Source organism: Paraburkholderia sp. XV (assembly GCF_020177535.1).
GTDB lineage: Bacteria > Pseudomonadota > Gammaproteobacteria > Burkholderiales > Burkholderiaceae > Paraburkholderia > Paraburkholderia caribensis.
Genome location: NZ_JAGUUD010000002.1, coordinates 14629 through 30117, shown reverse-complemented (window position 1 = coordinate 30117; position 15489 = coordinate 14629). Strand labels below are relative to the sequence as shown.

General features: G+C 62.3%; 14 protein-coding genes. 7 read left to right on the top strand and 7 right to left on the bottom strand.

Annotation, left to right across the window (positions count from 1 at the left end):
• Nucleotides 1–15: 15 nt before the first annotated feature.
• Nucleotides 16–2388: a tetratricopeptide repeat protein gene (locus KFO72_RS01390; RefSeq protein ID WP_225031233.1), complete on the top strand. Its 2373-nt coding sequence runs from the start codon at nucleotides 16–18 to the stop codon at nucleotides 2386–2388.
• Nucleotides 2389–2436: 48 nt separating this feature from the next.
• A complete protein-coding gene (locus KFO72_RS01385; RefSeq protein ID WP_225031232.1) occupies nucleotides 2437–4881 on the top strand; it encodes a tetratricopeptide repeat protein in 2445 nt (814 codons plus the stop codon).
• 149 nt (nucleotides 4882–5030) lie between these two features.
• Here the strand turns inward: KFO72_RS01385 and fliT are convergent, their stop codons facing one another.
• From fliT to KFO72_RS01370, 3 genes are all read right to left on the bottom strand, one after another.
• The gene (fliT, locus tag KFO72_RS01380) at nucleotides 5031–5324 is read right to left on the bottom strand and encodes a flagellar protein FliT (RefSeq protein ID WP_225031231.1); all 294 of its coding nucleotides are present in this window, start codon (nucleotides 5322–5324) and stop codon (nucleotides 5031–5033) included.
• Between the two features lie 33 nt (nucleotides 5325–5357).
• The gene (gene fliD, locus KFO72_RS01375) at nucleotides 5358–6791 is read right to left on the bottom strand and encodes a flagellar filament capping protein FliD (protein WP_060599531.1); all 1434 of its coding nucleotides are present in this window, start codon (nucleotides 6789–6791) and stop codon (nucleotides 5358–5360) included.
• 163 nt (nucleotides 6792–6954) lie between these two features.
• Nucleotides 6955–7773 (bottom strand): flagellin domain-containing protein, encoded by an 819-nt coding sequence (locus KFO72_RS01370; RefSeq protein ID WP_054929282.1) that lies wholly within the window; start codon nucleotides 7771–7773, stop codon nucleotides 6955–6957.
• Nucleotides 7774–8013: 240 nt separating this feature from the next.
• Between KFO72_RS01370 and KFO72_RS01365 the strand changes: the two genes are divergently transcribed.
• Complete coding sequence (locus KFO72_RS01365) at nucleotides 8014–8955, top strand: aldo/keto reductase (protein ID WP_060599532.1); 942 nt, start codon at nucleotides 8014–8016, stop codon at nucleotides 8953–8955.
• A 294-nt stretch (nucleotides 8956–9249) separates the two neighbouring features.
• Entirely contained in the window at nucleotides 9250–9462 is a 213-nt protein-coding gene (gene rpsU / locus KFO72_RS01360; protein ID WP_007581560.1) for a 30S ribosomal protein S21, read from the top strand.
• A gap of 150 nt (nucleotides 9463–9612) precedes the next feature.
• Here rpsU and KFO72_RS01355 read toward each other — a convergent pair whose 3' ends face one another.
• The gene (locus KFO72_RS01355) at nucleotides 9613–10038 is read right to left on the bottom strand and encodes a hypothetical protein (protein WP_054929280.1); all 426 of its coding nucleotides are present in this window, start codon (nucleotides 10036–10038) and stop codon (nucleotides 9613–9615) included.
• A 444-nt stretch (nucleotides 10039–10482) separates the two neighbouring features.
• Complete coding sequence (locus KFO72_RS01350) at nucleotides 10483–11139, bottom strand: DNA-3-methyladenine glycosylase I (protein ID WP_225031230.1); 657 nt, start codon at nucleotides 11137–11139, stop codon at nucleotides 10483–10485.
• A gap of 97 nt (nucleotides 11140–11236) precedes the next feature.
• Between KFO72_RS01350 and KFO72_RS01345 the strand changes: the two genes are divergently transcribed.
• Nucleotides 11237–12121 carry a BadF/BadG/BcrA/BcrD ATPase family protein gene (locus KFO72_RS01345; protein ID WP_225031229.1) on the top strand — a complete coding sequence of 295 codons (885 nt, stop codon included), beginning with the start codon at nucleotides 11237–11239 and terminating at the stop codon, nucleotides 12119–12121.
• Nucleotides 12122–12212: 91 nt separating this feature from the next.
• Nucleotides 12213–13034, top strand: a complete 822-nt coding sequence (locus KFO72_RS01340) for a Cof-type HAD-IIB family hydrolase (protein WP_225031228.1) — start codon at nucleotides 12213–12215, stop codon at nucleotides 13032–13034.
• Nucleotides 13035–13169: 135 nt separating this feature from the next.
• Here KFO72_RS01340 and KFO72_RS01335 read toward each other — a convergent pair whose 3' ends face one another.
• Both KFO72_RS01335 and aqpZ read right to left on the bottom strand, forming a co-directional pair.
• Nucleotides 13170–13484 carry a PXPV repeat protein gene (locus tag KFO72_RS01335; RefSeq protein ID WP_054929276.1) on the bottom strand — a complete coding sequence of 105 codons (315 nt, stop codon included), beginning with the start codon at nucleotides 13482–13484 and terminating at the stop codon, nucleotides 13170–13172.
• 360 nt (nucleotides 13485–13844) lie between these two features.
• Nucleotides 13845–14594, bottom strand: coding sequence for an aquaporin Z (gene aqpZ / locus KFO72_RS01330; protein ID WP_225031227.1), 750 nt, complete (start codon nucleotides 14592–14594; stop codon nucleotides 13845–13847).
• A gap of 299 nt (nucleotides 14595–14893) precedes the next feature.
• Between aqpZ and KFO72_RS01325 the strand changes: the two genes are divergently transcribed.
• Nucleotides 14894–15196 carry an H-NS family nucleoid-associated regulatory protein gene (locus KFO72_RS01325; RefSeq protein WP_007581545.1) on the top strand — a complete coding sequence of 101 codons (303 nt, stop codon included), beginning with the start codon at nucleotides 14894–14896 and terminating at the stop codon, nucleotides 15194–15196.
• Nucleotides 15197–15489 lie beyond the last annotated feature (293 nt).

The following is a 15489-nucleotide window of genomic DNA, read 5'->3' as shown; positions in this document are numbered from 1 at the left end:
GCCCGGACGTTGATCATGCACGACATTCCGAGCCTTTTGAACGCAGCGCTCGCCCACCATCAGGCGGGACGGCTCGCCGACGCGCAGACGCTGTACGACACCATTCTTCAGCGCGATCCCGCGCAATCCGACGCGCTGCATTTCTCCGGGCTGCTCGCGTGCCAGACGGATCGCGCGGATGCGGGCATCGCGTTGATGCGCGCGTCGATTGCCGCGAATCCCGATGCGGTCTACTACAACAACCTCGGCAACGTGTTGCTCGGACGCCGCCAGTTCGGTGAAGCGATCGAAGGCTACCGGCATGCCGTGACGCTGCGCCCTGATTACGCGGAAGCGCACAACAATCTCGGCAATGCGCTGCGCGCAGCGGGCGACGCCAACGCGTCGATGCTCAGTTGCGCGAGGGCGATCGAGTTGCGGCCCGGCTATGCGGAGGCATACAACAATCTCGGCAACGCGCTGAAGGATCTCGGCGATCTCGACAACGCGGTGCTCGCGTATGGGAAGGCCGTGTCGTTCAAGCCCGACTACGCGGACGCGTTCAGCAATCTCGCGCGCGCGCAGGCGGGGCGAGGCAAGGCGGACGAGTCGATTGCAGCGTTCCGTCGCGCGATCGAACTCGATCCGGGGCGCGTCGACAGTCACGACAGCCTTGCGACGCTGCTGCACGCAAGCGGCGACGCGGATGCGGCAATCGCCGCGCTGCAACGTGCAGCGCAACTCGCGCCTGCCGATGCCGCGCGTCATCGCAAGCTCGCGCAATGGCTGCGCGGCCGCAAGCGTTGGGATGAAGCGGCGCAATCGCTCACGCGCGCCGTGGAGCGTGCACCGAACGACGCATCGGGTTATCTCGAACTGGGCGACACATACGAACACGGCGACAAGCTCGACGCCGCGATCCTCTGTTACCGGACGGCGACCGAACTCTCACCGCGCGACGGGCCTGCGCACCATCGGCTGGCTGTCGCGTTGCTCAAGCAGCGCCGCGCCGATGAGGCGCTCGAGAGCGCGCAAAAGGCGGTCGAGCTGGAACCGCATTCAGCCGTGCCGCGCGTGAATCTGGGCGATGTGTTGAGCGTGCTCGGCGACGCGGAGGGCGCGATTGCGAGCTACCGGCGCGGCATCGCGCTCGATGGTGAAATGGAGCTCGCGCATAACCGGCTGCTGTTCGATCTCGCGACCCACGCGCCGACCCCGCCTTCCGTCACGCTTGCTGCCGCGCGCGAATTCGGCGCGCGCATGGCCGCGCGTGCCCGCCGCTGCGAACATCCGGCGCCGCAAAACGATGGACGCAAGCTGCGCATCGGTTTCGTCTCCGGCGATCTGCAACTGCATCCCGTGGGCATTTTCATTGAATCGGTGATGGAGCATTTCGCGGACGGCAGCTTCGATCTGATCGCCTATTCGACGCGCGCCAAGGAAGACGATATTACGGCGCGGCTGAAACAGCGCTTCAACGCATGGCGCAGCCTCGTGAACGTGCCCGACGAACAGGCCGTGCAGATGATTCGCGACGATCGTATCGACATCCTCGTCGACCTGTCGGGTCATACGGTGTACAACCGCTTGCCGGTGTTCGCGTGGAAGCCCGCGCCCGTGCAGGTGAGCTGGCTAGGCTACTTCGGCACGACGGGGTTGAATGAAATCGACTACGTGCTCGGCGATCCGCACGTGCTGCCCGTCGACGAAGCGTCGCACTATGTCGAGAAGACGTGGCGGCTGCCAGACAGCTATCTGTGCTTCACGCCGCCCAAAGACGATGTGGCGGTCGGCCCGCTGCCGATGACGCTCAATGGCCACGTCACCTTCGGCTATTTCGGCAAGCTGGTGAAGATCACGCCCAATGTGATCGTCGAATGGTCGCGCATTCTGCATGCGGTGCCGGACGCGAAGCTGATGATGAAAGCGCACGAACTCGGCGCGGAACATGCGCGCCGTTCGACGCTGGAACAATTCGCCGCGCAGGGCATCGACGCGTCGCGTCTGATTCTCGAAGGCGGCTCGCCGCGTCACGAGTATCTCGCGTCGTACAACCGCGTCGACATCATGCTGAGCCCGTTTCCGTATCCGGGCGGCACGACGACGGCGGAAGCGCTGTGGATGGGCACGCCCGTTGTCGCGCTCAAGGGCGACCGGTTTGTCACGCATATCTGCGAGAGCGTGCTGAACGCGGCGGGACTTGCCGAATGGATCGGGCGCGATGAAGACGAATATCTCGCGCTGGCCTGTACGTGGGCCGCGCAAGCCGAGCGCCTTGCTGCGTTGCGCGCGGGTTTGCGCGCGCAGACGCTCGCGTCGCCGTTGTGCGATGCGCGGCGCTTCGCGAAGAATCTCAAAGCGGCATTCGAAGGCATGTGGGCGCAGTACCTCGCGCCGCAAGCTGCATGACGCGAGGCGGGCGCGCTCGTCCCGCCTCCGAAGAACGAAAGGATCACAGTGGATCACGCTAAACTTCTCAACACTGCGCTCGCGCATCATCAGGCAGGCAGGCTCGCCGAAGCCAAGGCGATCTACGACGAGATCCTGCGCGTCAATCCGCGGCATTCGGATGCGCTGCACTTTCTCGGGCTGCTCGCGTGCCAGATTCAACAGCACGACGCGGGCATCACGCTGATGCGCCAGTCGATCGCGATTCTCCCGAACGCGATTTATCACAACAACCTCGGCAACGCATTGCGCGAGCACGGCCAGCTGAAGCAGGCGATCGACAGTTATCGCGAGGCTGTGGCGCTCAATCCGGGTTACGCGGAAGCGCACAACAATCTCGGCAATGCGCTGCGCGAAGACCGTCAGCCGGATGCAGCGATGCGCAGCAGCGCGCAAGCTATCGAATTGCGGCCGGGATACGCCGAAGCCTATAACAACCTCGGCAATGCGCTGAAGGATCTCGGCGAGATCGACAGCGCGGTGCTCGCCTATCGCAAGGCGATTTCGTTCAGGCGCGACTACGCCGACGCACACAACAACCTCGGCAACGCGCTGATGGAGCAGGGCAAGTACGACGAGGCGATCGACAGCTATCGCAGCGCGATCGCGCTCGATTCGAACCGCGCGCTGATGCACAACAGTCTCGGCACGCTGCTGCTCGCACGCGGCGAACTCGCCGAGGCAGCGGCAAGCCTTCGCAGGGCAGTCGAACTCGACCCCGATCGGCCCGGCGTGCACAACAATCTGGCCAATACGCTGCGCGATATGGGCGAGCGCGAGGCCGCGGCGATGCACTACTCCGAAGCGATGCGGCTTGCGCAGGCGACCGTCGATTCCTGGCTGGGCGGTTCGGGCACAGCAGTGCCCATGAAGCGCGCGCATTCTACCGAGCCGCGCATGACGTTGGCCGAAGCCTATGCGACGCTCGGCAATGCATGGTACGGACTGTTCCGCTACGTGGAAGCGATCGACAGTTATCAGCGCTCGGTCGCGCTCGCGGACGACGACGCCGAGGTGCATCACAATCTCGCGGTCGCGTATCTGAAGACGGAGCGCCCGAGCGAAGCGCTGCACCATGCGCACAAGGCGCTCGAGCTGAAGGACGGCTCGTCGCGGATGCACATCAACCTCGGCGACGTGTTGCGCTCGCTGGGTGAGCTCGACGCAGCGGCGAGCAGCTATCGGAGCGCGATTGAGCGCTCGCCCGATGCCGATGTCGCGCACACGGCCCTGCTGTTTTGCGAGGCCAGCATGTCGCAGCGGCCCGTCAGCGACTATCTCGCCGACGCCGTCTATTTCGGCAAGCGTATCGCCTCTCAAGTCACGCCGTTTTCGCATACGCGCGCGCCACGCGGGCAACGACCGTTGCGCGTCGGCTTCGTGTCGGGCGATCTGCGCACGCATCCCGTCGGCATCTTCACCGAGAGCGTGCTGCGTCACATCGATAGGTCGCGGGTCGAGCTGATCGCGTACCAGACCAACGACATCGAAGACGAAATCACGCAACGTCTGAAGCCGCTCTTCGACGTCTGGACCCCGTTATGGAAGCTCTCTCGCGACGCCGCCGCGCAGCGCATCTTCGACGACGGCATCGACATCCTGCTCGACATGGCAGGCCATACTGCATTCAACCGGCTGCCCGTATTCGCGATGAAGCCTGCGCCCATTCAGGTGACGTGGCTTGGCTTTTTTGCGTCGACAGGTATTGCGGAAATCGACTATGTGCTCGGCGATCGCTACGTGCTGCCGCCAGAAGAAGCGCATCACTTCATCGAAAAGCCATGGCGTCTGCCCGACGGCTATCTATGCATGACGCCGCCGGAGTGCGATGTTCCCGTTGGTCCGCTGCCGATGCGAACCAATGGCTTCGTCACGTTCGGCTATCTCGGCAAGCTCGCAAAAATGACGGATGACGTGCTCGATCTGTGGGCCCGCGTATTGCGCGAGGTACCCGGCTCACGTCTGCTAGTCAAGGCGCACGAACTCGACCGCAAGCATGCCCTCGATGCGACGCTTCAGCGCTTCGCGGAGCGCGGTATCGACGCCTCGCAACTCATCCTGGAAGGCGGATCGAAGCGCAACGAGTACTTCAAGACGTACCATCACGTGGACATCGTGCTCAGTCCTTTCCCGTATCCGGGCGGCACGACGACGGCCGAAGCGCTGTGGATGGGCGTGCCCGTCGTGGCGATGAAGGGCGACCGCTTCCTTGGCCATATCTGCGAGAGCGTGCTGCATTCCGCCGGCTTCGGCGAATGGATCTCCGACGATCAGGATGGCTACGTCGACAAGGCCCGCGAACTGGCGGCCAACGTCGATGCACTGGCGACGCTGCGCGCCGGAATGCGCGAGCATGTGCTCGCCTCTGCAATGTGCGACGCGCGGAGATTTGCGAGCAACTTCGAGGACGCGCTGGAAGGAATGTGGCGCGTCTACGAGGAAGGCGCCAACTAGATCCTGCTCGGGCCTCTGCGGTTGCGCCGGTATGGCGCGGTCGCAGATGCCAGACACGCAGAAGGCAAAAAAAAGCTGCATCGCTGCAGCTTTATCAATCCGCGCATTTTTTTTGGACTACATCGCGCGGTTTTCTTCAGTTCGATTCCTTAGAGCATGCCCGTCGAGTGATACAGGCTCACCGACTTGATTCGCTGCAACGCATTGCCGTGCCGCTCGGTAAGGCGATCCATGCCGGTGCGGGTTTGCTGGCTGATGCCGGCGTCGATGCGCTGGATCGCGCGGATCTTCTCCAGCGCTTCCGGCGTCTGTTCCGGGCGCAGCGACATCAGCAGCGGCGAACGCTCTTCGACGATCGCAGACGCGCGTGCCCAGTCTTGTTGCGAAACCGCGGCTTCGAGAGCGCGGGTCAGGTCGAGTGCGCGTGTCAGCGAATCGTTCATCGTCAGTTCCATTGAGCGGAGTGTCTACCCGCGTTACTTCGCGTTCAGCGAGCCCGTCAGGCCGCCACCGCCGAACAGCTGGTTCAGGTAGGCCGTGTTGTTGGCCATCGTCGTCATCAGTGTGTTCAGCGCCGAGAACTGCGCGTTGTACTGGTCGGTCAGCGTGCTCTGATAGTTTGTGAGCTGCGTCGCCTGATCCGCCAGACTGCTCAGGTCGGTGTTCAGGTTCTGCGTGCGCTGATCGATCGTGCCGCTTGTCTGCGTGTATGTGTTGATGAACGAGTTCAGCGTCGTGCCGATACCGTTCGTCTTGTTGAACACAGCCGCGACGGCCGAACTGTTGCTCGTCAGCGCGGTCTGCAGCGTGGTCGAGTCGACCGACAACGTGCCGTCATGCTGAAGGTTGATGCCGATCGACGACAAGCTGAAGGTCTTGCCGCCGACGGTGATGCCGCCGGCGACCAGGCCGCCCAGACCGTTCGTGATCGTGTTCGTCATCGAATCGCCGAGCAGCGCGCCCGCTTGCGAGCCCGTCGCCGCCGTCGGGTCCCAGGTCAGGCCCGTTTCGGTCGTGATGTAACTGTTGTACGCCGTGACGAAGTCGTTGATGGCCTTCGTCGACGCCGTCGTGTCGTTGGTGATCGAGATCGTCTGCGTGCTGTTCGCCGACGCGCCCGAGATGTCGATGCTCACGCCCGTGAGTGCGTTCGTGATCGTGTTGCTTGCGCTCGTGATCGTGTTGCCGTCGACTGAGAGCGTGGCGTCCTTGCCGGCCGCGACCTGCGTGAAGCTGGCCGTGTTCAGGCCGGTATCGAGGCCTGCCCCTGCGGAAACCGTCACGGTGTTGGCCGCGCCCGTCTGCTTCGACGTCAGGACCAGATGCTGGCCGTCCGCTGCCGTGATGACGGCTGCCGATACGCCCGGATTGTTGTTTGCCGAATTGATCGCAGTGGCGATGTCCGACAGCGAATCAGTCGATGCGACGTTGATCTGCATCGAGCTGCTGCCGACGCCGACCGTCAGCGTGCCGCTGCCCAGGCTCGCGCCCGACGCGTACGCCTGCGAGGAAATCTTGTTGGCCGTCGCGATGTTGGTGACGGCGAGTGTGTAGTTGCCGGCCACCGCGCCTTTGCTCGGGTCGGCTGTTGCCGTGACACCCGTGCCCGTGCCGCTGACCGCGGCCGCGAGCTGATTCAGTGCCGTGCCGTCCGAGAGGCCGCTCAATGCGGTCTGCAGCGACGCCAGCGCCGATTTGATCTTGCCGATTGCAGAGAGTTCGGCGTTGTCCGAATTCTGCTTGTTCACAATTGCCGACGATTGAGCCGCCGTTTTTGCCGTTACGAGCGCCGACACCAGCGAGTTGACATCGAGCGTCGACTTGGTCGAGCCGCTGATAATGGACTGCGCCGCCTGCTGTAGGAGGGACGTGACGTCAGTTGATGAATTCGAAGTCGACGTGGTGGTCATGCGGGTGCTCCGATTGGCGAAACAGGATGCTATTCGTTCGTGGCTTGTAAATGCATGTTGGGAGGCGAACCTCCCAACCATGCGATCCAGTTGCGTACCGAAGCCGGGCGCGAGCCGCGGCTTCGGGGCGCGGCGCCGTGCTGCGCGCCGCTAGTCGTCACTCTTACTGGAGGAGCTTCAGAACCTGTTGCGGCATCGAGTTCGCTTGCGCGAGCACCGAGATACCAGCTTGCTGCAGAACTTGAGCCTTCGACAGGTTCGCCGTTTCCGTTGCGAAGTCTGCGTCGGTGATCTGCGAGCGTGCTGCGCTCATGTTCGTTGCTTGCGTGTTCGTCGTCGAGATTGCTGCCGAGAACGTGTTTTGCGTTGCGCCCAGCGTTGCCTGGAAGGTGTTGACGCTCGTCAGGACGGTGTCGATCGTGCTCATTGCTGCCTGAGCGCCCGAAGCCGTCGAAACCGACACGCCGCTCACGCCGAGGCTGTTCGAGTCCCACTTCTGCGTGCCGAAGTTCGCCGTGATCTGCTGGCCGTTGAATGCGCCGATCTGGAAGTTGACCGAGCCGATGCCGTTCAGGACCGATTGGCCGTTGAACGTCGTTTGTTGCGCGACGCGGGTGATTTCCGTCAGACGGGTCGACACTTCCGACTGGAGGTTAGCCAGTGCGTTCGAGTCGAGCGAGCCGTCGCCTGCTTCCACTGCCAGCTGGCGGATACGTTGCAGGTTGTCGACGATCGATTGCAGCGCGCCGTTCGTGGTTTGCACCATCGAAATGCCGTTGTTCGCGTTTGCAGCACCTTGCGTCAGTGCGTTGATCGAAGCCGTTTGCGACGTCGAGATCGCGAGACCTGCCGCGTCGTCAGCAGCGGTGTTCACACGCTTGCCCGACGACAGGCGGTTGATCGCCTGCGACAGCGCGCTTTGCGAACCCGAGAGGTTGTTCTGCGCGGTCAGCGAAGCGATGTTGGTGTTGATGTTCAGCATTTTGCGTCCTCGTTTTTAAAACGCCTCAGAGAGAGGCTGTTTTTGGCTCGGCGTCGCGCTTACTGTGTGCATTGCGTCGCCGCCTGTCCTGGTTGACGGCGTGGTCAGAAGAAAACTTTAGGGGCGATCTCGCGAAATTTGGGGGCGCATGGGTGTGGCGCGGGGCGCGAGGGCGCGTCTGTGACGAATGTCAGGAGGGCGTATCCTTGTTGGCCCGCCTTCCTTGCTCGTGGAGATGTCATGCAGAAACGCAATCTCGGCACGTCGCAATTGCAGGTCGCGCCGCTGATGTTCGGCGGCAATGTGTTCGGCTGGACGGCCGACGAAGCGACCTCGTTCTCCATCCTCGACGCGTTCGCCGACGCCGGCCTCAATTTCATCGATACCGCCGACGTCTATTCCGCCTGGGTGCCGGACAACCACGGCGGCGAATCGGAGGCGATCATCGGCAAGTGGTTCGCGAAGTCGGGCAAGCGCGACAAAATCGTGCTGTCGACCAAGGTCGGCATGCTGGGGAGCCGCAAAGGATTGTCGGCGGGAAATATCCGCGCCGCTGTCGAAGATTCGCTGCGGCGCCTGCAAACGGACTATATCGACGTGTATTTCTCGCATCTCGACGACGAGGAAACGCCGCTCGCGGAAACGCTGGGCGCGTACCAGCAACTGGTCGAAGCGGGCAAGGTGCGGGTGATCGGCGCGTCGAACTACGGCGGCGCGCGCTTGCAGGAAGCGCTGCAGATCTCGCGGGACAACGGTTTGCCGCAATATCAGGTGATCCAGCCGGAGTACAACCTGTACGACCGCGCGGCCTATGAAACCGACCTCGAACCGGTTGCGCTCGCTGCGCGGCTGGGCGTCGTCTGCTATTACAGCCTCGCGAGCGGCTTTCTGTCGGGCAAGTACCGTTCGCGCGACGACCTGTCGAAGAGCGCGCGCGGCCGTAAGGTCGAGGGCTATCTGAACGAACGTGGCTTCACGATTCTCCATGCCCTCGACGAGGTGGCGCAGCGGCACGGCAGCACGCCTGCCACGGTGGCGCTCGCATGGCTGATCGCGCGGCCCAGCATCACCGCGCCGATCGCCAGCGCGACGTCCGTCAAACAGCTGGAAAGTCTTGTCGCGGCAGTGCATTTGACGCTCACGGACGCGGATTTGCGCATATTGAACGATGCAAGTGCCTGAGCAGAATCGTTAAAATGCTGGTCTGAAAGCGAATTTCCTGGTATGATCGGGAGTGAATTGAGATCTTTGCTCGTTTCGTCATGGGTTACTGGTGGCGAAACGCTAGCTAGGCGCGGCGCCGCAACGTGCGCTGCCCGCGTTTCGCGGTGAACTCCCACCTCTCTTTTCCGGCCTCCGTGGCCGCATTGCCTCTCGTTTCAGTTGTGCTTCGCCAGTCTGAGACGACCGGAGGGCCGGCGCGTGAGTGGGTTGACCGCCACGCCATTAACCGTATCAAGCGTTTTTAGGAATTACATGACGACGATTCTTCTGAAGGAAAACGAGCCGTTCGAAGTGGCAATCCGCCGCTTCCGCCGCGCAATCGAAAAGAATGGCCTGATCGCAGAACTGCGTGAGCGCCAGGCGTACGAAAAGCCGACGACGGCACGTAAGCGCAAGAAGGCAGCTGCAGTGAAGCGCCTGCACAAGCGCCTGCGCAGCCAGATGCTGCCGAAGAAGCTGCACTAAGCACGCTTCCTCCGGTACGCGAAAGCACGCCAACGGCGGTGTGAGCTTCGAAAGAAGCCACACCGCCGTTTTTTGTTTGTGGGTTTTAGTTCGCTTGCCGGATAGGGCGCTCGAAGCTTCGCGCGCTGAGGCCGCTCGTTACGCTGAATGTCAGGCGGCTGATTTCACGCGTTCGTCGGAAAGGACGAATTGGCGGGCAATCGAGCGTAACCGGTCGCGCCATTCCCAGGTCCCGAAAACGTCGTGCACGTTTTGCAGGCAACTGAGCAATTCGACGGTGACGGGATCGTAGATATTCAGGCGCGAGCGCAACAGCGCCTTCTTCAGCGCGGCCACGCCGACGTCCATGTACATGGGCGTTTCTGAAGCGGTCTTGCCGACGTATCGCACGGGAATGCCTTCCATCGCCGTCATGTAGTCGCGCGGATGGATAAAGCTGCCGACCGGGCAACCGCCGCAATAGCCGCGGTAGGCGCCGCCGCCGCGCGGCAGCAGCGCCGCGCGACCCTGGCCGAACAGATGCTCGACTGCCCGGTCGAAAATTTCCTGATGCGTCAGGAAGTTATGATTTTTCATGTTGGTCTCCCCCCGCGCACTGCGCAGCGGTCATTCGTTTCTGGTGCAATCGCCGACAGTATTCCGTGATGTGCTCAGGCCCGAAGCCGCGACGAGGGCATCATTTACCGCCCAATTCACGGCATTGCAAAGCGCACACCCTGCACCAGCGACGCCGCCGACGTCCGGCTGACCAGCCCCGTCCGGAGGTGCGTCGAACGACGTCGCATGCATTAGTTATAACGAGCGCAATGCGGTAAAGGTCAGCCGTTGTGTTGGCTAGCGCTCAATGCGGGCACGGACCGCCCGCGCCGCGCTCGTCAACCTCTGTTCGAGGCATTGCGGAAAGCGGGTTTGCGTGTGACGCCATGCAGCACACTCCGCCCGTTCAAGCCGGGCGCGATTATGCCATGTGTTGCAACGGCGCGACACATACGCACAACACGTTGGAACAAGCCGTGCCCGTCACTTCGCGCTCTTTTTGCGGCCTTTCTTCCCGAGCAGAGCGCACCGCGCATAGCAGGCACAATCGGTCTGATGGTCGTTGACCATACCGACTGCCTGCATGAACGCATAGCAGATGGTTGTGCCCACAAATTTGCAGCCATAGCCTTTGAGCGCTTTGCTGAGCGCGTCCGACACATCCGTCGAAGCGGGCGCATGCGTGTAGCTCGTCCAGGCGTTCTGGATCGGCGTGTCGTCGACGAACGACCACACAAAATCCGCTAACGATCCATGCTCCGCCTGAATCTGCCTGACCGCTTTGGCATTGAGGACCGTCGACTCGATCTTGCCGCGATGGCGCACGATGCCTTCGTCGAGCACGAGCGCGTCGATTTTTTTCGGCGAGTAGCGAGCGACCTTGTCGATGTCGAAGTTCGAGAAGGCGCGCCGGTATCCGGCGCGCTTGTTCAGAATCGTCGACCACGACAGCCCGGCCTGCGCACCTTCGAGCACCAGCATCTCGAACAGATGCTGGTCATTGCGCGAAGGGACGCCCCATTCGGTGTCGTGATAGTGTGCGAGCGCTTCGCTCGTCGTCGCCCAGTTGCATCGCTGCTCCGCCACGTTCAGGCTCCTCCATGGTTGGTTGGTCGCCCGTCTGGCGGGCCACGCCAGCATAGCGGAACGGGTTGCCGCCGCAACCTGGCCGATCGGCTAATTGTCGCGGGCGAAAAGACCTGCCACGCTATGCGATAACACATCAACGAGCATATCGATGAATCAAGACCTCTATCTGATCGGCGTCGACGGTGGCGGCACCGGCACGCGCGTCGTGCTGGCGAACGCCGAAGGGCAGGAACTCGCGCAAGGCACGGCGGGGCCGTCCGGCCTTGCCTTGGGCGTCGAGCGCGCGTGGAACGCGATTCTCGCAGCGAGCGCGCAAGCGTGCGAGCGTGCCGGTATCGTCGCCGACTGGACGCGCTTCGTGTTCGGCTGCGGGCTCGCGGGCGTCAACAATCGCGACTGGCTGGCGGCATTTCGCGCGAAGGCGCCTGCGCTCGCCGGTCTCGCGATCGAAAGCGACGCCTATTCGACCTTGCTCGGCGCACACGGCGGTGAGCCGGGCGTGATCGTCGCGCTGGGAACGGGCAGCGTCGCGGCTGTGCTGGACCGTGACGGCCAAAGCCGGATGGTCGCTGGCTACGGTTATCCATCTGCCGACGAGGCCGGCGGCGCCTGGTTCGGCCTGCGCGCCATCGTGCATGCGCAGCAGGCGCTCGACGGCCGCATTCCCGCCGACGAACTCTCGCAGGCACTGATCGAGCACGTCGGCGCGACCGATCGCGACGGGCTGGTGGTATGGCTGTGCGACGCGAACCAGACGGCTTATGCGAGCCTCGCGCCCGTCGTCGTCGCGCATCGCGAGCACCCGTTTGCCGCCCGGCTGCTGCGCGAAGCCGGCCAGGAGATCGGCAAGATGATTGCAGCGCTCGACCCATCCGGAAGCTTGCCTGTCGCACTGTGCGGCGGCCTTGGCAAGCCGCTGAGCGACTATGTGCCCGCGCCCTATCGCGAGCGTCTGCGCGCGCCGCTTTCGGATTCGGCGCACGGCGCATTGCAGATGGCTCGGCGGGCGGCTGCGCAACCCGGCGGTGCATGACGGGCTAAACGCATGGGAGCGGCTGGAAACGGAAGGTGCCGCGCCGAGAGGCGATAAAATGGAGCTTTCCGACGCCGTCTGCCGCCCGCCCATGTACAAAGTCATTGCCAGCGATCTCGATGGAACGCTGCTGAACAGCAACCATCAGGTGGACCCCTTCACGATCAGCACGGTACGCGCGCTCGAAGCGCAGGGCATACACATCGTGATCGCGACGGGGCGCCACTATAGCGACGTCGCGGGAATTCGCGATGTGCTGGGCATCCGGCCATATCTGATCACGTCGAACGGCGCGCGAGTCCATTCGCCCGACGACGAAATGATCTTCGCCGACGATCTTCAGGCGAACGTGGTCCAGCAACTGGTGAAGCCGGAAATCGCGGGCGAGCATGGACGCGTGATCGTCAATCTGTTCGCCGACCGGGAATGGCTGATCGACCGCGATGCGCCCGAGTTGCTGCGTTATCACCAGGACTCGGGCTTCACCTACAACGTGACCGATTTGCAGCAGCACGACGGCGCGGATATCGCGAAGGCGCTGTACATCGGCGATCCCAAAGATCTTGCCGTGGTCGCTGCCAATCTCGAGCGCAGGTTCGGCGAGGCGCTTTACGTCACGTACTCGTTGCCGGACTGTCTGGAGGTGATGACGGCGAACGTGTCGAAGGGGCGTGCATTGCAGTTCGTGCTCGACCGCCTGAATGTTCCGGCCGCAAAGTGCGTTGCGTTCGGCGACAACATGAACGACATCGACATGCTGGAAACGGCGGGCCATCCGTTCATGATGAATAACGCGAACCCCGATCTCATGAAACGTCTGCCAAATGTGCCGCGTATCGGCAATAACTTTGAAGCGGGCGTCGCGCACCACCTGCGCAAGCTGTTCGAACTGGACGACGAATTGACGGCGTAGATTCCGTCTGCCGAATGCACATGGCGCGCCCCTGTTTGAAACGCGCCATGCCGGAGTGAAGCCTGCTAAACAGGGCGGAAGCCTGAAGCCGGCCAGCGTAAGCGTAAGACGATTTACGCCGCCAAAGCCAACTGCTTAGTCACGATAGCCGCCACGGTGGTTGTCGTTTCCCCGGTAGCCATTGTTGTTATCCCAACGGTTGCCGTGATTCCAGCGGCCGCGATCCCAGCCGCGGTCATGCCGATAGCCGTCGTAGCGGCGGTCTCCCCAATACCGGTTGCCGTAGTACACCGGCTGCGGCGCGGGCGCAACGTACGCGGGCGCCACGTAGGCAGGGGCAGGCGTCCCGAGCGACAGGCCGATGCTCAGATTCGAGTGCGCCTGTGCGACACCGCATGCGCCAGCGGCGAGGCCAACTGCAACGAGCATGTGAGTGACGATGCGCTTCATTGTGATTCTCCTGTGAATGCGGCGTGTTTGCCGTACAGGTTCAATCTACGCGTCGCCGGCGAGCGGCACTGCGACAGGATGTTACGAAGTGAAAGCATGCAATGCCGCCGTATCCGCGGGCTTGCGGCGTTCGCGCAATGCTTTCCAGACAGCGCTTTGCGAGCGTCCGGCATTTGTCCGTATAGCCCGGAGCGGAGCGAAGCGGACCTTTCAAGAAGCTAAGGCGCTTCTTCAATGTCGATGAATCCGGCCGTAAACCAGCCTTACATTTGAACCATCTATTAATGCTGGAAGGGATTCGCGAAAACGAAAACGGGGTGCCGAAGCGCCCCGTTTTCATTCAGACGGGATAACCAGCAATCAGGCCGTCACGCGTACGCGTTCTGCGTCCGCGACATGCCGGGCGTCGCCAGCCACCGCGGGATAAACGATCGCGGCAATCACGGCGCCGAGAATCGGCGCGACCCAGAAGAGCCACAACTGGTCGACGGCAGCGCCGCCGACGAACAGCGCGGGCCCCGTCGATCGCGCCGGATTCACCGACGTATTCGTCACGGGAATCGAGATCAGATGGATCAGCGTGAGGCAGAGGCCAATCGCGATCGGCGCCAAGCCTGCCGGCGCGCGCTTGTCCGTTGCGCCGAGAATCACGAAAAGGAAGAAGGCCGTCATCACCGTTTCGCAGACGAACGCAGCCGGCAACGCGAAGTGGCCCGGCGAACGGTCGCCATACCCGTTGCTCGCGAAGCCGCTCGCGACCAGATGGAAGTCCGGATTGCCCGAGGCGATGACGGACAGCACGTACGCGCCGAGCACGGCGCCCAGCACCTGCGCCACGATGTACGGAACGAGGTCGCGCGCCGCGAAGCGCCCGGCGACAGCCAGGCCTACGCTCACGGCCGGATTCAGGTGACAGCCGGAAATATGCCCGATCGCATAAGCCATGGTCAGGACGGTCAGGCCGAAAGCGAGCGAAACGCCCACGAAGCCAATGCCGAGCCCATGCACGGGACCGGCGAAATTTGCTGCAAGGACGGCGCTGCCGCAACCTCCGAGTACGAGCCAGAAGGTGCCGAACAGCTCCGCCGCGAGGCGCCTGGAGAGGTTCATCGTGTGTAATCCTAATAAGTACGGGAAAGTACGGGAATTCAAGGACGAGAGCGCATGTGCTACCCGGCACTTGGGAGCGCAAATTTTAAGCAACGTTGCACAAATGGACTGTCAAGAATTGTCATTCACGAACGCGGAATTATTTCGCGATAAAAGTCCAGCGGTTTGAACGATTCAGTGCCGCTTTATAAATACTCAGACGAAAACTTTTGATAACGCGGTATTAGCCGCCATTGCGAATTTCGTTAGCACGGGCTAATCTCCGTGCTAACCACTTTTAGAAAAAGAGGGGAGCCCAAATGTCACAATACGCAGATCTCAAGGCGCAGATTGCCCGCTTGCAGCAGGAAGCGGACGAAGCACGCCGTAGTGAAGTAGGCAATGTGATTGCCGAAATCCGCCAGAAAATCGCCGAATACGGCCTTAACGCGCATGACCTCGGTTTTGCGGAGGCGGCTCGCCGCGGACGCCCGCCCAAAAAGGCGCCGTTGCCCGCGAAGTATCAGGATCCGAAGTCCGGAAACACGTGGAGTGGCCGGGGAAAGCCGCCCAAGTGGATTGCCGGCAAGAACCGCGAGCGCTTTCTGATCGGCCAGGCCTAATTAGGCGAAACGGCGAAAGCCGGCTGAAGGCGATCTGGCGATATGCGCCGCCTTTCAGACTCTGTTAATGCGCGGTAAGGCGTCTGAAGCGGGGATAGCTTCATTCGCTAAAAGCGCATTGCGGCGCATTGAAGAAAGCGCTTCCATTGCCGTTCCGGTTCCGAACGCCGGAAAAGAAAAAGCCGCCTGGGGAGGCGGCTTTTTCGTGTGAGCGGCGCAGTAGCTGTCTTTGAATGACAGCGCAAACGTTCAAGTGAACAAATTACGCAATATCTCGCTGCATCGGCAGAGTT